The 17,286-nt window shown below is 69.9% G+C and carries 15 protein-coding genes and 1 pseudogene; 10 read left to right on the forward strand and 6 right to left on the reverse strand.

The genetic code is table 11. The features are described from left to right. A pseudogene (locus PKE44_RS05280) lies at positions 1 to 366 on the forward strand (DDE-type integrase/transposase/recombinase); the annotation flags it as partial. Between the two features lie 86 nt (positions 367 to 452). Here the strand turns inward: PKE44_RS05280 and PKE44_RS05285 are convergent. The 4 genes from PKE44_RS05285 to PKE44_RS05300 form a co-directional block, all read right to left on the reverse strand. Beyond that, a complete protein-coding gene (locus PKE44_RS05285; RefSeq protein WP_324548758.1) occupies positions 453 to 2,645 on the reverse strand; it encodes a patatin-like phospholipase family protein in 2,193 nt (730 codons plus the stop codon). 112 nt (positions 2,646 to 2,757) lie between these two features. After that, complete coding sequence (locus tag PKE44_RS05290) at positions 2,758 to 3,618, reverse strand: hypothetical protein (protein WP_324548760.1); 861 nt, start codon at positions 3,616 to 3,618, stop codon at positions 2,758 to 2,760. After that, the gene (gene asd / locus PKE44_RS05295; RefSeq protein ID WP_324548762.1) at positions 3,615 to 4,502 is read right to left on the reverse strand and encodes an archaetidylserine decarboxylase; all 888 of its coding nucleotides are present in this window, start codon (positions 4,500 to 4,502) and stop codon (positions 3,615 to 3,617) included. The genes PKE44_RS05290 and asd overlap by 4 nt, the downstream gene beginning before the upstream one ends. 30 nt (positions 4,503 to 4,532) lie before the next feature. After that, entirely contained in the window at positions 4,533 to 5,174 is a 642-nt protein-coding gene (locus PKE44_RS05300; protein ID WP_324548764.1) for an SCO family protein, read from the reverse strand. 141 nt (positions 5,175 to 5,315) lie between these two features. Between PKE44_RS05300 and prmB the strand changes: the two genes are divergently transcribed. From prmB to PKE44_RS05345, 9 genes are all read left to right on the forward strand, one after another. Further along, positions 5,316 to 6,236, forward strand: a complete 921-nt coding sequence (gene prmB, locus PKE44_RS05305) for a 50S ribosomal protein L3 N(5)-glutamine methyltransferase (protein ID WP_324548766.1) — start codon at positions 5,316 to 5,318, stop codon at positions 6,234 to 6,236. A 97-nt stretch (positions 6,237 to 6,333) separates the two neighbouring features. Next, positions 6,334 to 7,719: an oxygen-independent coproporphyrinogen III oxidase gene (gene hemN / locus PKE44_RS05310; protein ID WP_324548768.1), complete on the forward strand. Its 1,386-nt coding sequence runs from the start codon at positions 6,334 to 6,336 to the stop codon at positions 7,717 to 7,719. 123 nt (positions 7,720 to 7,842) lie between these two features. Next, complete coding sequence (locus PKE44_RS05315) at positions 7,843 to 10,875, forward strand: EAL domain-containing protein (RefSeq protein WP_324548770.1); 3,033 nt, start codon at positions 7,843 to 7,845, stop codon at positions 10,873 to 10,875. Between the two features lie 135 nt (positions 10,876 to 11,010). Then, positions 11,011 to 11,334 (forward strand): pyrimidine/purine nucleoside phosphorylase, encoded by a 324-nt coding sequence (locus tag PKE44_RS05320; RefSeq protein ID WP_324548772.1) that lies wholly within the window; start codon positions 11,011 to 11,013, stop codon positions 11,332 to 11,334. A gap of 254 nt (positions 11,335 to 11,588) precedes the next feature. Continuing rightward, positions 11,589 to 12,710 carry a high-affinity branched-chain amino acid ABC transporter substrate-binding protein gene (locus PKE44_RS05325; RefSeq protein WP_324548774.1) on the forward strand — a complete coding sequence of 374 codons (1,122 nt, stop codon included), beginning with the start codon at positions 11,589 to 11,591 and terminating at the stop codon, positions 12,708 to 12,710. Positions 12,711 to 12,853: 143 nt separating this feature from the next. Further along, positions 12,854 to 13,795, forward strand: coding sequence for a high-affinity branched-chain amino acid ABC transporter permease LivH (livH, locus tag PKE44_RS05330; protein WP_324548777.1), 942 nt, complete (start codon positions 12,854 to 12,856; stop codon positions 13,793 to 13,795). Between the two features lie 2 nt (positions 13,796 to 13,797). Continuing rightward, a complete protein-coding gene (gene livM, locus PKE44_RS05335; protein ID WP_324548780.1) occupies positions 13,798 to 15,084 on the forward strand; it encodes a high-affinity branched-chain amino acid ABC transporter permease LivM in 1,287 nt (428 codons plus the stop codon). Beyond that, positions 15,081 to 15,884: a high-affinity branched-chain amino acid ABC transporter ATP-binding protein LivG gene (gene livG, locus PKE44_RS05340; RefSeq protein WP_324548782.1), complete on the forward strand. Its 804-nt coding sequence runs from the start codon at positions 15,081 to 15,083 to the stop codon at positions 15,882 to 15,884. The genes livM and livG overlap by 4 nt, the downstream gene beginning before the upstream one ends. 11 nt (positions 15,885 to 15,895) lie before the next feature. After that, a complete protein-coding gene (locus tag PKE44_RS05345; protein WP_324548784.1) occupies positions 15,896 to 16,597 on the forward strand; it encodes an ABC transporter ATP-binding protein in 702 nt (233 codons plus the stop codon). A gap of 15 nt (positions 16,598 to 16,612) precedes the next feature. Here PKE44_RS05345 and PKE44_RS05350 read toward each other — a convergent pair whose 3' ends face one another. Beyond that, on the reverse strand, positions 16,613 to 17,041 hold the full coding sequence (locus tag PKE44_RS05350; protein WP_324548787.1) for a type II toxin-antitoxin system VapC family toxin: 429 nt from the start codon (positions 17,039 to 17,041) through the stop codon (positions 16,613 to 16,615). Then, entirely contained in the window at positions 17,038 to 17,280 is a 243-nt protein-coding gene (locus PKE44_RS05355; RefSeq protein WP_324548789.1) for an Arc family DNA-binding protein, read from the reverse strand. Before PKE44_RS05355 ends, PKE44_RS05350 begins: the two co-directional genes overlap by 4 nt. Positions 17,281 to 17,286 lie beyond the last annotated feature (6 nt).

Here is a 17,286-nt window from a genome sequence, read left to right on the forward strand (position 1 = left end):
TCTGGCGCCAGCTGCACCGTGGAGCGGCTGATGCGCCACCAGGGACTGCGCGGCGTCCGCCGTGGCAAGCGCGTACGCACGACGATCCCGGCCCCGAAGGCGGCCTGGCCGCAGGATCGGGTCCAGCGCCAGTTCAAGGCCGACCGACCCAACCCGCTCCGGGTCTCGGACTTCACCTGCGTCTCGACCTGGCAGGGCTGGCGGTATGTGGCCTTCGTGATCGACGTCAACGTGTTCGCCCGGCGCATCGTCGGCTGGCGGGTCAGTCGTTCGATGCACACCGACTTCGTGCTCGATGCCCGGGAGCAGGCCCTGCATGCGCGCCAGCACGCTCAAGACGATGCCCTGATCCACCACAGTCCGAGGCCGAGGCCAACTACCATCGCCAACTCGCCGAGCAGGCCGTGACGGTCTGACTCACACCAGCGGGCCTCCACGATTCCCGGGGCGGTTCACCACGGCCTCCCCAGCAGCAGATACACATTCTGCTGCCCGTCATCGCCGATGCCGTAGCTCAGGAAGGCCGGGCCGAGGAAGGAATCGATGCCGAACATCAGGCTGGCCGAGCTGTGGTCCTGCCCCTGATCGAGGATCGATTCCTGACGGGCGTTCTGCCACATGCGCCCGTATTCGAGCGTGCCGCCGAAGTAATACGGCATGCGTGCGACCTCGCCGAGGCGCTGCAGATAGGCCAGTCGCCCGAACAGCATGCGCTCGCCGCGCAGCTGCTCGGTGCGATAGCCGCTCAGGCGGCCGATGCCGCCGAGCACGAACTGCTCGTCGAACGGCAGGCTGCCGGAGACCGTATCGCCGTAGGAGAAGGTCGCGAGCAGCGTGCCCTTGCCGAAGGTCCAGGCCGTGGTCCAGTCGAGCTGCGTGCGCAGGTAATCCTGTTCGGCGCCGAAGCTGCCGAGCGAATCGGTGACTTCGAACAGGCCACGCGAGCCCTGGTGCGGGAAGTCGAGGCTGTCGAGCGTGTCGTAGGCCAGGCGCAGGCGCAGGCCGCCGTCGTCGCGGCTGACTTCCGGGAACAGCGTCAGGCCGACATCGACATCATCGCGGGTCGTGCCGCGGTAGGCACCGAAGCGCAGCTCGGCGCGATCGCCGAGCGTCATGCCGAAGTCGAGACCGGCGGTCAGCGTCTTCACGCGATAGCGCGCGACACGGTCATCGTTGACGAAGATCGACATGTCGCGGTTGCGGAATTCCGCCCACGGCGCCAGGTAGTACGCGCCGCCCGGCACCAGCGGCTGATAGAACTCGGTGCCGACCGACTGCGTCGAGCCGAACAGCAGATCGGTGCGCCACTCGGCCCCGAGCGGGTTGATCCACGTGGTCAGCGCCGAGGCACGCAGGCCGTAGGTGGCATCGCCGTTGGCCTCCGAGGACAGGCCGAGGCCGAAGCGCAGGTACGTCGGTCCCCAGGATTTCTCGACCGCATCGACGATCGCCAGATCCTTGCCGCCCTCGCGGCGCACGCGGTAGTCGATGCGCTCGAAGTCGCCGTAGCCGTACAGCTCGCCGACGTGACGTTCGAGCTCCTCGCGCCCGACCCCGGCACCCTTCGGCGGATTCAGCACGTCGCGGGCGACGGCCGGATTCACGCGCTCCAGCCCCTCGACGACGACCTCGTCGATCTGCGTGATCGGCGGGCGATGCTGCGTGCGCGCCGCCGACCACGCCGTCCAGCGCTCGGGTGCGATGCTGTAGCGGCGAAGCTGCGCGGCCGCGGCGCGCGTGGCGGCCTCGCCGGCGGCGATGGCTTCGCGCGCCTTGCTGAAGTCCGCCGAGCTGATGCCGTCGAGCTGCGGCAGCACCAGCACGTCGCGGCGCTTGTCGAGCTGGCCGAGGCTCGCCTGCACGTTCTGTTCGGTCAGGATGCTGATCATCTGCACCGTGACGCCGAGCAGCGACTGCAGGTCCTCGCGTGGCAGCAGCGGCGTGCCGAGGTTGACGGCGATGATCACGTCGACGCCCATCTGGCGCGCGATGTCGACCGGCAGGTTGCGGGTCAGGCCGCCGTCGACATACAGATGATTGTCGATCTCGACCGGCGCGAAGGCGCTCGGCACCGACATCGACGCGCGCATCGCCAGCGCCAGGTCGCCGCGGTCGAACACCTTCATCTGGCCGTTGACGAGATCGGTGGCCACGGCGCGAAACGGCACCGGCAGCGCATCGAAGCGTTCGATGTCCTCGGCGTTGCTGACGAGCTGGCGCAGGAAGATGCCGAGCTTCTGGCCGTTCACCGCACCCTTGGGCAGCTTGAACTGGCCGCCGCCGTAGCCGAGCGTGGCGTTGACCAGCGGCCGGCGGTCGTCCTGACGCCGGCGCATCGGCCGCTGCTCGCGCGGCGGATCGTCCTGGAACAGGTCGTTCCAGTCGATCTTCAGCACGCGCGCCTGCATCTCGTCGACGCCGAGGCCCGAAGCGTAGGCCCCGCCGACGATCGAGCCCATCGAGGTCGCCGTGATCGCATGCACCGGCACGTGCAGCTCTTCCAGCACGCGCAGCACGCCGATGTGCGCGAGTCCGCGCGCGCCGCCGCCGGAGAGCACCAGTCCGATGCGTGGTTCGGGGGCGGCGGCGGCGGGCAGGGATGCGCACAGCAGCGCGAGCAGGCAGCAGACGGCTCGGATCATCATCGGCGGAAACTCGAAGCGGAAGCGGGGACGGGGCAGCTTGCGGCCGCCCGGTTTCAGGGCTGCGACGATGCCGAAGCCGCGCCGGCGCTGGCAAGCGCCGGATTACGCCGGATTACAAAGCACCGAGATAGCGCAGCCCGGCCTGCGGCTGGCCGTCGGCATCGTGCTCGATGCCGAGCGACCAGCGCCCGAGCGTGGTGTCGACGCCGAGCGTCAGGCTCGCATGGGTGCCGGTATCGCCGAAATCCACGGCCAGGCCGGGCCGCAGACGACTGCCGCCGGACAGCGGCCAGTGGCTGTGCGCCTGCCAGGCGAGCCGGCCGATCATCAGTGCCGTCCGGCCGGCCCGGGCCAGCACCGGCTGCCAGAAGCCGTTGAATGCGTTCGCAGCCGGTGCGCGCTCGAAGGGCAGGTTCGGGAGCGCAGCGCTTGCCACCAGCACACCGCCGGTCAGCGTGCCGAACGCACCGGCATCGTGGCGCCGGGTCCAGTGTGCCCGCAGCGCCGGGCGGCTGCGCAGCGCGCTGCCGAGTTCAAGTCCGGCGCGCCAGCGCTGGTTGCCCGGCTCGTGCGTCAGGCGCAGCCGGGCAGCGGCACGGGCATCGAGCCGTTGCTCGCGGCCCTGCACGGCGGCTCCGAGTTCGAGTTGCGAGCGGGTGAACCAGCCGAAGCGCGGCGCCGGCAGCCGGCCGTGGAAACCGATCTCCCCTCCGCCGGCGAGGCTGCGATACCCGAAGCGCAGCGGCGCGGCCACGGCCGGCACGGACAGGGACGGGCGGGGATGCGGCACGGCGGTGACGTACTTCGGGCTGAACGCCGCGAGGGAGGCGGCCGGACTCGTCTGCGCCGGCATCAGCGGTGCCACGGTGACGCCGCCGACGTTCGACGCCTGATCTTCCCCGGCCGGGGCCAGTGCGCAGCCGCCGAGCGCCAGCATCAGTAGCGTCGCAGCGGCGCTTCGCGCGGCCGTCATCCGACCAGCCGCTGCGCCAGTGCCTGACCGAGGCGCACCGGCGCGCCGGCGCGGATCGAGGCGTCCAGGCCGACGGCGCCGGGCGCGAAGGCGAGGATCACGGTCGAGCCCATGTTGAAGCGCCCGAGTTCATCGCCCTTCGCCAGATGCACTGCGCCTTCGCCTTCGGCCGGATACTGCCAGCGGCGGATCGCGCCTCCGAGCGGCGGCGTGATCGTGCCGGCCCAGACGGTTTCCATCGACGCGACGTTGATCGCCCCGACCAGCACCAGCGCCATCGGGCCGGCGGCGGTGTCCCAGAGCGTCACGACGCGCTCGTTGCGCGCGAACAGACCGGGGATGCAGCGCGTGGTCAGCGGCGACACCGAGAACAGCCGGCCCGGCACGTGGATCATCGTGCGCAGGCGGCCGTCGACCGGCATGTGGATGCGGTGGTAATCGCGCGGACTGAGGTACAGCGTCGCGAAGCAGCCGCCGGCGAACGGCGCGCTGTCGGCAGGTTCGCCACCGAGCAGCGCCGTCAGCGAATAGTCATGACCCTTGGCCTGCAGCACGCGCTCGCCGGCGAGCGCACCGGCCTGGCTGACGGCACCATCGACCGGACAGCAGAGCCGGTCCTCGCCGGCGACGATCGGGCGGGCGCCGGCGGCCAGCGCGCGCGTGAAGAAGGCGTTGAAATGCTCGTAGGCCTCGGGATCGGGCTCGGCGGCCTCGGCCATGTTGACGCGGTAGGCGTCGATGAACCAGCGGATCAGCGGCTTGCGCAGCCACGGGGCGCGCACGCGCGTGATGCGGTGGGTCAGCGCCGTGATCGCGGCGGCCGGCAGCCAGTACTGCGGGCTGTTGCGCAGGCGCTCGGCGAGCGTCGGGGTTTCGTCGGTCATCGGGGTGGCGGATCCGGAGGCGGCGGGCGTTCAGGGACGGGCGGCGTAGCGGGCCTGCAGCGCCAGCAGTTCGGGCAGCAGGTGCTCGACCTCGTTCGGCGGCGAGAAGATCGCGTGCAGCCGGCCCTGCGGGTCGATCAGCGTCAGCGTCGAGGAATGATCGATCGTGTAGCCGGTGTCCGGCTGTCCCGGCGGACGCAGCGCGATGACGCCGAGCGGATTCATCAGCGCCGCGAGGTTGGCGGTGTCGCCGCTGGCGGCGTGGAAGCGCTTGCTGAAGAACTGCACGTACTCGCGCAGGCGCTGGACGGTGTCGCGCTCGGGATCGACCGTGATCAGCCAGTAGTCGGTGTCGCCGCCCCTGCCCTGCGCCGCCAGCCGCTTTTCGAGCTCGGCGAGCGTGGTCAGCTCGGTCGGGCAGACATCGGGGCAATACGTGTAGCCGAAGTAGATCAGCGTCCAGCGACCGCGGAAGCGTTCCGGTCCGAAGGGCGTGTCGTGTTCGTCGCGCAGCTGGAAGGCCGGCAGCGGCTGCGGTGGCGCGATCACGGTGCCGTGGATGCTCGGCAGCGGATCGGGCGGCGGGCCGATGAGACGATCACCGAGCAGGATGCCGGCGGCGAGGGCGGCAATGCCGGCGAAGGCAAGGAGCAGCGGGCGCGTGCGCATCATGTCGGGCATCACTCCGGAGGGCGGGCAGGCGCGGCGGCCGGGTCGGCAGGAAGCGGCGCAGTGTAGCGCATGGTCGTGCGCGTCCGGCCGGTGCCACGAGGCGGTGATATAGTCGCGGCCTTTTCCGCGGAGTGCGCAGCGATGACCGACCTCAGCCTGCAATCCCACCTGCATACCGTGCGCGATTTCATCCGCTGGAGTGCGAGCCGCATGACGGCCGAAGGCGTGTACTTCGGCCACGGGACCAGCAACGCGATCGACGAGGCGGCGGCGCTGGTGCTGCATGCGCTGCACCTGCCGCCGGACCTGCATGCCGCGTATTTCGACGCCAACCTCGTGCCCGACGAGAAGCGCGCGATCCTGAACCTGCTCGACCAGCGCGTCGGCCAGCGCATTCCGCTGCCGTACCTGACGCAGCGCGCCTGGTTCATGGGCCTGCCGTTCTTCGTCGACCGGCGCGTGCTGATTCCGCGCTCGCCGCTCGCCGAGCTGATCGAGCGCCAGTTCGCGCCCTGGGTGCAGGCTGAAAAAGTCTCGCGCATCCTCGATCTCTGCACCGGCAGCGGCTGCATCGGCATCGCCTGCGCGCATGCCTTTCCGGAGGCGGAGATCGATCTCGCCGACATCTCGACCGAGGCGCTCGATGTGGCGGCGATCAACGTCGCGGATCACGGCGTCGACGATCGCGTCGAGCTGATCCGCTCGGATCTGTTCTCGGCGCTGGCCGGGCGGCGCTACGGGCTGATCCTGAGCAACCCGCCCTATGTCGGCCACGACGAGATGACGGCGCTGCCGCCCGAATACGCGCACGAGCCGCGGCTTGCGCTCGAATCGGGCGAGGACGGCCTCGATGCGCCGCTCGCGATCCTGAAGCAGGCGCGCGAGTTCCTCGAAGACGACGGCGTGCTGGTGGTCGAGGTCGGCAACGCCCAGTGGGCGCTGCGCGAGCGCCTGCCGGAGCTGCCGTTCCTGTGGCTCGAATTCGATCGTGGCGGCGAGGGCGTGTTCCTGCTGAGCGCGGCCGAACTCGACGAGCACGCCGACGCGATCGCCGCGGCCTGAAAACACCCGCCGCCCGGCAGTGGATCAAGGCCGCCGGTCGCGCGCTGCGCCAGGCTGCGCCGCTTCACCCCGCACGAGCCTCTTTCCGGACCGACCGATGGAATCCCAGATCGTCATCGACGAGCGCCTGATCGCGAAGTACGACCGCGCCGGGCCGCGCTACACCTCCTACCCGACCGCGCCGCAGTTCCACGAGCGCTTCACGGCCGCTCACTACCGGGAGCTCGCGCTCGCGAGCAATGCCGGCGGCCGGCCGCTGTCGCTGTACTTCCACATCCCGTTCTGCGACACGGTCTGCTTCTACTGCGCCTGCAACAAGATCGTCACGAAGAACCGCCGCCGCGCCGGGCCGTATCTCGAACGGCTGCTGCGCGAGATCGAGCTGCAGGGCGCGCTGTTCGATCGCTCGCGCCCGGTCGTGCAGCTGCACTGGGGCGGCGGCACGCCGACCTTTTTATCCGAAGACGAGATGCGCACGCTGATGGAGGCGACGCGCGCGCACTTCACGCTGCTCGGTGATGAGCGCGGCGAGTACTCGATCGAGATCGATCCGCGCGAGGCCGACGCCGGCAAGATCGCGCTGCTGCGCCGGCTCGGCTTCAACCGCATCAGCATGGGCGTGCAGGACTTCGACCCGGCCGTGCAGCTTGCCGTCAACCGCATCCAGCCGAAGGCGGTGACGCTCGCGGCGATCGACGCGGCGCGCGCCGAGGGTTTCCGCTCGATCAGCCTCGATCTGATCTACGGCCTGCCGCTGCAGACGGTCACGAGCTTCGCGCGCACGCTCGACGAGATCCTCGAACTCGATCCGGACCGGCTGTCGGTATTCAACTACGCGCACCTGCCGGAGCTGTTCAAGACCCAGAAGCAGATCGATGCCGCGGCGCTGCCGTCGCCGGCCGAGAAGCTCGAAATCCTCAGGCTCGTGATCGCCCGCCTGACCGCGGCCGGTTACGTGTACATCGGCATGGATCACTTCGCGAAGCCCGACGACGAACTCGCCGTCGCGCAGCGCGCCGGCACGCTGTACCGCAACTTCCAGGGCTACAGCACGCACGCCGACTGCGACCTGGTGGCGATGGGCGCGACCTCGATCGGCATGGTCGGCGATTCCTACAGCCAGAACGTCAAGACCCTGGACGCCTGGTACGCGCACCTCGATGCCGGCGAGCTGCCGGTCTACCGCGGCGTGCACCTCGATGCCGATGACCGCCTGCGCCGCGCCGTGATCACGCAGCTGCTCTGCAACTTCGCGCTCGATTACGCGCCGGTCGAGGCCGCCCACGGCATCGTCTTCGCGGAGTATTTCGCGACCGAGCTCGCCGAGCTTGCCGGCATGGCCGCCGACGGCCTGCTCACGCTCGATCGGCACGGCATCCGCGTCGCGCCGGCCGGCCGCCTGCTGATCCGCAACATCTGCATGGTTTTCGATCAATACCTGCGTGCAGCGGGTACGCAGCGCCGGTATTCTCGCGTCATCTGATCGGGTCGTCTGATCCGGTTGACCCGCCTGACTCGGGACGGCCGTGCAGGCGCCGCCAGAGCGCCGCAGGGGAGAGGGAGCCTTGCCGACATTCCATCCGCAGCCGCACGGCGGATCGCCGCCGTGATCCGCCTGCCGCTCGCGCACAAGATCGCGGCCTCGGTGCTGCCGACCGTGCTGGTCACGGTGCTCGGCCTCGGGCTCTGGACCTACCGCACCGCCTACGAGACCGCGCGCGAGCGCATCCACGTCGCGCTCGGCTACGTCGCCGATCGCTACCTGCATGACCGCGTCGAGACGATCTGGGCCCGCAGCTGGGAGGCGATCGACGCCAGCCAGCGCGCCCGGGCGCTCAGCGAGGCCGCCGACATCGTGCCGGCCACCGGTGCCGGCCTGCAGATCGTCGTGCTCGATGAGCAGGACCGCGTGCTGTACCTGACCGGCACCGGCTTCGCCGGGGCGCACGCCGACTGGGCACGCATGGCGCGCGAGGCCGCCGCCGGCCAGGGCACGCTCGGCTCGTCCGACGGCGAATGGCTGTATGCGCGCCGCGACTTCGCGCCCTGGGGCTGGCGCATCCTCTGCCTGATGCCGGAGGCGAGCGTCACCGAGATGCTCGGCGGCATCCGCCGCGCGACGCTGACCGTCGCCGCCGTCGCCGGCTTCGTCGTCGTGCTGCTGCTGCTGTGGCTCTCCGGCGAGGTGCTGCTCAAGCCCATTGGCCAGCTGCGCGCGGCGGCCGCGCGCATCGCCCGCAGCCCGACGCGGCTGCGCATCGGCGTGCCCGACGGCGACGAACTCGGCGAACTGGCGCGCGCGATGGAACAGATGTCCTCGGCTCTCGCCGAGCAGATCGACGCGCGCAGCACGGCCGAGCGCAGCCTGGAGCGCGTCAAGAACCTGTACGCGGCGCTCTCCGGCGCCAACCGCGCGATCGTGCGCGTGCATGAGCGCACCGAGCTGTTCCGCATGCTCTGCCGCATCGCCGCCGAGCACGGGCGCTTCCGGCTGGCCTGGGTCGGCGTGCCCGACGAATACGGCGAGATGTGCCCGGTCGCGAGCGCCGGTCCGGCGAGCGACATCCTCGACGGCATCCGCATCTCGATCGACGAGCACCTGCCCGAGGGCCAGGGCACGATGGGCCGGGCCTGGCGCAGCGGCGGCTGGGCGGTCGAGAACGACTTCCTCGGCGCTTCGGTGCTGCGGCCCTGGCATCGCGCCGCGCGCCAGCACGCGATCTACGCGGTCGCGGCCTTCGCGCTGCGCGAGGAAGGCCGCACGATCGCCTGCCTGAGCGTCTACGCCGGCGAGCGCGACTTCTTCCGCGACGACCTGATCGAGCTGCTGAAGGATCTCGCCACCGACGTGTCCTTCGCGCTCGACGGCATCGCCCGCGCCGGCGAGCGCGACCGCGCCGAGGTGGCGCGGCGCGAGGCCGAGGAGCGCTGGCACTTCGCGCTCGAAGGCAGCGGCGACGGCGTCTGGGACTACGACATTCCGGCCGGGCGCATCTTCGCGTCGCGCCGCTGCATGGAACTGCTCGGCCACGGTGACGGCGACGGCGTTTCCGACGGCTATCTGGAGTGGGAGCACCTGCTGCACCCCGAGGACCGCGTGCCGGCGCGCCTGGCGATCGATGCGCACCTGCGCGGCGAGACCGAGCGCTTCGCGCGCGACCAGCGCCTGCTCGCGGCCGACGGCCGCTGGCGCTGGTTCCGGACCTCGGGCAAGGTCATGCGCCGCGACGCCGAAGGCCGGCCGCTCCGGATGCTCGGCACGCTGCACGACATCACCGCGCACAAGGAGGCCGAGGCCCGCATCCTGTGGCTCGGCCACCGCGACGCGCTGACCGGCCTGCCGAACCGTGCGCTGCTCGCCGACCGCCTCGAACAGGCACTGGTGCATGCGCGGCGCACCGGCGGGCGCGTGGCGGTGATGTTCCTCGACCTCGATCGCTTCAAGAGCATCAACGATTCGCTCGGGCACGAGGCCGGCGACCTGCTGCTGAAGGAGGTTGCCGCGCGCCTCTGCGCCTGCGTGCGCGGCGAGGATACGGTCAGCCGCCGCGGCGGCGACGAGTTCGTCGTCGTGCTCGCCGAGGCCGAGTCGCTCGCCGATGTCGACCAGATCGCCGCGCGCATCCTCGCGCGCCTCGCCGAACCGTTCGCGCTCGACGGGCGCATCGTGCACACCTCGACCAGCCTCGGCATCGCGCTCTGCCCCGAGGACGGCAGCGAGGCCGAGATGCTGATCCGCAACGCCGATGCGGCGATGTATTCGGCCAAGGAGCGCGGGCGCAACAACTTCCAGTTCTACACGGCCGGCCTCAACGAGCAGGCCGCGCGCCGGCTGGCGATCGAGGCGGGGCTGCGCGCCGCGCTCGCCGAGGGCACGCTGGAGCTGTTCTATCAGCCGCAGGCCGAGCTCGCGAGCGGTCGCGTGCTGCGCGCCGAGGCGCTGCTGCGCGACAGCCGCGGGCGGCTCGCCGATGTGTCGCCGGCCGAGTTCGTGCCGGTCGCCGAGGAGTGCGGGCTGATCGACCGCATCGGGGAATGGGTGCTGCGTGCCGCCTGCCAGCAGGCGCGCGCCTGGGCCGATGCCGGGCTGCCGCTGCTGCCGGTGGCCGTGAACCTGTCGGCCGCGCAGTTCCGCCGGCGCGACCTCGCCGCGATCATCGCCGATGCGCTGGCCGGCGAATCCCTGCCCGGCGAGTGGCTGGAGATCGAGCTGACCGAGAGCCTGGTCATGCGCGATGCCGAGGCCGCTGCCGAGATCTTCCGCCAGCTGAAGGCGATGGGCGTGCGTCTGGCGATCGACGACTTCGGCACCGGTTATTCGTCGCTGTCCTATCTCAAGCGTTTCCCGATCGACCGGCTGAAGATCGACCGCAGCTTCGTGCGCGACCTGCCCGCCGATCGCTCCAGTGCCGAGCTGACGCGCGCGATCGTGGCGATGGCGCACGCGCTGCACCTCGAAGTCGTCGCCGAAGGCGTCGAGCGCGCCGAGCAGCAGGATTTTCTGGCGGCGATCGGCTGCGACCAGTACCAGGGCTACTGGCTGGCCGCGCCGCGCTCGGCCGCTGATTTCGCCGTCTGGCTGGCGGGGCAGGAGGTTTGCGGCGATGCCGCGCTGCCGGCCCGGCGCGCGGCCGGCTGAAGCGCGCCGGCCGCTGCGCTAAGCTCCCGCGCCCGCACCGGGGTCCGGTCCGTACCACGCCGGTGCATGCCGATCCCTGCGCGTTTCCTTCCGTGTTTTTTCCGCGCGCGTGCGCCCCAGCCAGGAGCATCCCCGATGCCGTTCCCGACCCAGATCGACCAGGTCAGCGTGCCGGTCAAGGCCAACGTCTATTTCGACGGCAAGGTCGTCAGCCACACGCTGCTGCACGCCGATGGCAGTAAACAGACGCTCGGCCTGATCCAGCCCGGCGAATACCGCTTCAGCACCGGCGCGCCCGAGCGCATGGATATCGTCGCCGGCAACTGCCGCGTACGGCTGGCCGGCCTGCCGGACTGGAGCGGCTACGCGAGCGGCGAGAGCTTCGACGTGCCCGGCGATTCGGCCTTCGAGATCGCCGTCGACGACGGTCTCTGCGAATACCTGTGCAGTTTCCTGTAACCGCCGCCGTCGTCGCCTTCACCGCGACCGGTCGCGCTGACACCGATCAAGGCCGGCAGCGTTCATTCCTGTTTCCATACTGTGGCGCCCGGCTTCCGCCCGGTGGCTTGAGTCCGGGCGGTTGTCGGACCACTCTTGCGCCGCCCGCGCGGCGGCTGCCGCGCCCGATGCCCGTGTTTGCCGTCTGACGCGCGCAGCCTGAATCCGACTTCGCGCTGCCCGGACCTTCGTTCGTTTCGCAGAGGAGATCGCCCATGAAGCTTCGCCAGAACCTGCGCCGCAGCGTGCTCGTCACCGCCGTCGCCGGTGCGCTCGCCGCGCTGAGTGCCACGGCCAGCGCCGACATCCGCATCGCCATCGCCGGCCCGATCACCGGCCCGGTCGCGCAGTACGGCGACATGCAGATGATCGGCGCCGAGATGGCCATCGAGCGCATCAACGCCGCCGGCGGCATCAAGGGCGAGAAGCTCGTCGGCGTGAAGATGGATGACGCCTGCGAGCCGAAGCAGGCCCCGACCGTCGCCAACAAGGTCGTCAACGACGGCATCAAGTACGTGGTCGGCCACCTGTGCTCGGGTGCGACCAAGCCGGCCTCGGCGATCTATGACGAGAACGACATCGTCATGGTCACGCCGGCCGCGACCAACGACGCGATCACCGCCGGCGGCATGAAGACGGTGTTCCGCACCATCGGCAAGGACAGCCAGCAGGGCCCGACCGCCGGGCGCTTCATCGCCGCCACGCTCAAGCCGAAGGCGCTGGCGATCATCCACGACAAGCAGTCCTACGGTCAGGGCATCGCCGATCAGGTGCGCGTCACCGCCGAGGCCGCCGGCATCAAGCCGGTGATGTTCGAAGGCATCAACAAGGGCGACACCGACTTCTCGGCGCTGATCACCAAGCTCAAGCAGGCCGGCGCCGACGTCATCTACTACGGCGGCTACCACCCCGAACTCGGCCTGCTGCTGCGCCAGGCCGCCGAGCAGGGCCTGAAGGCGAAGTGGATGGGCCCGGAGGGCGTCGGCAACAAGGATCTCAACGCCATCGCCGGCGATGCCGTCGAGGGCCTGTACGTGACGCTGCCGCAGGACTTCTCCAGCGAGCCGGCCAACGCCGCGCTGGTGCAGGCCTTCAAGGACAAGAAGCAGGACCCGACCGGGCCGTTCGTGCTGACCTCGTATGCCGCCGTGCAGGTGATCGCCGATTCGATCGCCGCAGTCGGCAATGATCCGAAGAAGGTCGCCGAGCACCTGCACAAGAGCAGCTTCAAGACCCCGATCGGCGAGCTCGCCTTCACCGCCAGCGGCGACCTGAAGGACTTCAAGTTCGTCGTCTACGAATGGCACAAGGACGCGAGCAAGACGCCGGCGCAATAAACGCAACCACAGCGCAGCGCATCGGCATGCGCGCCCGGCCGGAGCTACAGAGGCTCCGGGGCCGGTGCGCACGACGCCCCCGCCGGCCCCCCACGCCGGCGGGGGCGTGATTCATCCGGGGGAGAGCACATCGGGGCGGGCCCATGAACGAATTCCTGCCGAACTTTCTGCCGCAGCTCACGCAGCAGCTGATCAACGGGCTGTCGCTCGGCAGCATCTACGCGCTGATCGCGATCGGCTACACGATGGTGTACGGCATCATCGGCATGATCAATTTCGCGCACGGCGAGATCTACATGATCGGCGCCTACGTCGGCGTCGTGACGCTGACCGCGCTCGGCGCCGCGAGCGGCACGCTGCCGCTGACGCTGGTGCTCGCCGGGGCGCTGGTGGCGGCGATCGTCGTCACCGCCGCCTACGGCTGGACGGTCGAGCGCGTCGCCTACCGGCCGCTGCGCGGCGGTCCGCGGCTGGTGCCGCTGATCTCGGCGATCGGCATGTCGATCTTCCTGCAGAACTACGTGCAGCTCGGTCAGGGCGCGCGCGATGTCTCGGTGCCGCCGCTGCTGCCCGGCAACCTGTTCTCGGTCGAGATCGGCGGCTTTCCGGTCAGCCTGTCGGTGACGCGCGCGCTGATCATCGGCGTGACCGTCGTGCTGATGATCGCGCTGACGCTGTATATCGGCCGCTCGCGCATGGGGCGTGCCTGCCGCGCCTGCTCCGAGGACATGGGCATGGCCCGGCTGCTCGGCATCGACACCGACCGGGTGATCTCCTTCACCTTCGTGCTCGGGGCCGCGCTCGCGGCGGTCGGCGGCGTGCTGATCGGCCTGTCGATCGGCAAGATCAACCCGTTCATCGGCTTCGTGGTCGGCGTCAAGGCGTTCACGGCCGCCGTGCTCGGCGGCATCGGCAGCATTCCGGGCGCGATGCTCGGCGGCGTGCTGCTCGGACTGACCGAAACCTTCGCCTCGGCCTTCCTGCCGACCGAATACAAGGATGTCGTGGCCTTCAGCCTGCTGGTGCTGGTGCTGCTGTTCCGACCGACCGGCCTGCTCGGCAAGCCCGACATCGAGAAGGTGTGACGATGGCTGTGCAAGAACCTTCCCCCCGTACGGCAGCGACGACGACGACGACGACGACGGCGGACAGCACGCTGCCGCTGAAGGATGCCGGGCTCGCGGCCGTGCTGACCGGCGTGCTGACGCTGCCGCTGCTCGGCAACCATCTGATCATCGACGGCACGAAGACGACGCTGGTCACGAACTACGTGCCGGTGCTGATCGCGATGGCGCTGGTGTTCGTCGTGCGCCTGCTGCGCGGCCCGCTCGATCGCGCGCTGGCGGCGATTCCGCGCCCGCGGCTGCCGGCCGCGCTCGGCGAGCGTCAGGGGCTGTGGCTCGCGGCGCTGGTGCTGGCGGCGCTGGTGTTCCCGTTCGTCGCCGCGCGCGGCGCCATCGACGTGCTGACCTTCGCGCTGACCTACGTGCTGCTCGGGCTGGGCCTGAACATCGTCGTCGGCTTCGCCGGCCTGCTCGATCTCGGCTACGTCGCCTTCTACGCGGTCGGGGCCTACACCTACGCGCTGCTGTCGCAGTACTTCGGGCTGTCGTTCTGGCTCTGCCTGCCGCTCGGCGGCCTGCTCGCCGCGCTCTTCGGCGTGCTGCTCGGCTTCCCGGTGCTGCGCCTGCGCGGGGATTACCTCGCCATCGTCACGCTCGGCTTCGGCGAGATCATCCGCCTGGTGCTGAACAACTGGGACAGCCTCACGCACGGCCCGGACGGCATCAACGGCATCGACCGCCCGACGCTGTTCGGCCTGACCTTCACGAAGCGCGCACCCGAAGGTCACACGACCTTCTTCGACTTCCTCGGCATCCCGTTCGATTCGCAGTACGCGGTGATCTTCCTGTACCTGATCGCGCTCGCGCTGGTGCTGTTCACGCTGTTCGTGATCAACCGCCTGATCCGCATGCCGGTCGGGCGCGCCTGGGAGGCGCTGCGCGAGGACGAGATCGCCTGCCGCTCGCTCGGCCTGAATCCGACGCTGGTGAAGCTCTCGGCCTTCGCGCTCGGGGCGTTCTTCGCGGGGCTGGCTGGCTGCTTCTACGCCGCGCGACTCGGCGCGATCACGCCGGAATCGTTCACCTTCATCGAATCGGCGGTCGTGCTCGCGATCGTCGTGCTCGGCGGCATGGGCTCGCAGCTCGGCGTGATCCTCGCCGCGCTGGCGCTGACGCTGCTGCCGGAGCTGGCCCGCGAGTTCTCGGAGTACCGGATGCTGGTGTTCGGGCTGGTCATGGTGCTGATGATGATCTGGCGTCCGCAGGGCCTGCTGCCGGCCTCGCGCCCGCGTCTGGAGCTGCCGCAATGAGCGCCGGGGCTGCTTCTGCTGCATCGCCCGCGCGCTCCGCGCCGCTGCTGACGGTCGAGGGCCTGCAGATGCGCTTCGGCGGCCTGCTCGCCGTCGACGGCATCGGCTTCGAGGTCGGGCGCGGCGAGATCTTCGCGATCATCGGCCCCAACGGCGCCGGCAAGACCACCGTCTTCAACTGCGTCAGCGGCTTCTACCGCCCGAGCGGCGGCAGCATCCGGCTCGACGGCAGCGAGATCGCCGGCCGGCCCGGGCATCGCATCGCCCGCGCCGGCGTCGTGCGCACCTTCCAGAACATCCGCCTGTTCCGGAAGATGACCGCGGTCGAGAACCTGCTGGTGGCGCAGCACAACCAGCTCGACACCAGCTGGCTCAGCGGCCTGCTGGCGCTGCCGCGCTTCCGGCGCGCCGAACGCGAGGGCCTCGCGCGTGCCGCCTTCTGGCTGGAGCAGGTCGGCCTGCGCGCGCACGCGAACTTCGAGGCCGGCAACCTGAGCTACGGCCAGCAGCGCCGGCTGGAGATCGCGCGCTGCATGATCACGCGCCCGCGCCTGCTGCTGCTCGACGAACCCGCCGCCGGCCTCAACCCGCAGGAAACCCGCGAACTCGACCAGCTCATCCGCCGGCTGCGCGACGAGCACGAGGTCTCGGTGCTGCTGATCGAGCACGACATGAGTCTGGTGATGGAAATCTCCGACCGCATCCTGGTCATGGAGTACGGCCGCCCGATCGGCGCCGGCACGCCGGCCGAGGTGCGGGCCAATCCGCGCGTCATCAAGGCCTATCTCGGGGAGGAATGATGAGCGCGCCGATGCTGAGCTTCGAAAACGTCCACACCTGCTACGGCAAGGTCGAGGCGCTCAAGGGCGTGTCGCTCGAAGTCCGCCAGGGCGAGATCGTCACGCTGATCGGCGCCAACGGCGCCGGCAAGACCACGCTGCTGATGACGCTCTGCGGCAGCCCGCGTGCCGCAAGCGGCTGCGTGCGCTTCGAGGGCCGCGACATCACGCGCGAGCCGACGCACCGCATCATGCAGGGCGGCATCGCCATCTCGCCCGAGGGCCGGCGCATCTTCCCGGGCCTGACGGTCATGGAAAACCTGCAGATGGGCGGCTTCTTCGCCGATGCCGCGCACATCGCGCAGGATGTCGAGCGCGTGTTCACGCTGTTCCCGCGCCTGAAGGAGCGCCAGCACCAGCGCGCCGGCACGATGTCGGGCGGCGAGCAGCAGATGCTCGCGATCGGCCGCGCGCTGATGAGCCGCCCGCGCCTGCTGCTGCTCGACGAACCCTCGCTCGGGCTGGCGCCGCTGATCATCGCGCAGATCTTCCAGATCATTCAGGAGATCCGCGACGAGGGCGTGACCGTGTTCCTGGTCGAACAGAACGCGCACCGCGCACTCGCGCTCGCCGATCGCGGCTACGTGCTCGAAAACGGCCGCATCGTGCTCGCCGACTCCGGGCCGGCGCTGCTCGCGAACGACGAGATCAGGAAGGCGTATCTGGGCGGGTGAGGATGGGTTCGGCCGTCACTGTCCGGGGTAGGCCCAGGGTTCGATGACCTCGACGCCTGCCGCCCGGAAGGGCGTGACATCACGGGTCGCCACGGAAAAACCGTGTTCCAGGGCGATCGCAGCGATCAGGGCATCGGCCATGGAAAGACTGATGCCCTTGCGACGGCAACTGCCGATCAGTTCCCCGTAGCGCCGGGCCGCGGCGCCATCAAAGGGCAGGATGCGTGCGCCGAACAGGCGGTCGATCACGGCAAGCAGGCCACTGCGCAAGGCTTCCTTGCGCCGGCCGTCATCCAGCATCGCCACACCGGCCATCAGTTCGGCGAGGTTGATCGTGGTGAGGTAAAGCGTGCGCACCTCCTGTGCATTCAGCCATGCCAGCACCGCCGCACTGCAGTGCGGCTTGCTCAGTTCGGAAATGACGTTGGTATCGAGGACGATCACGGAAAGTCAGCCGCATCAGCGGGAGACGGATCGCGTTTCACGTCGATTTCAGCAAACTCCGGGAACTGTTCGAAGAACCGGCGCAGTTCGTTCCCGACTTCGATGCGTTCCTCCGGGCAGACGCTGCGGGCAAGAATGTCGCGGATTTCGGCTTCGGTGCTGCGACCATGCTCGGCAGCGCGAAGGCGCAGCGCACGATGAACCTCATCGGGGATGTTCCGGACGGTGACGGTGGCCATGGCAGT

The sequence above is a fragment of the Plasticicumulans sp. genome (assembly GCF_035331805.1).
Lineage (GTDB): Bacteria > Pseudomonadota > Gammaproteobacteria > Competibacterales > Competibacteraceae > Plasticicumulans.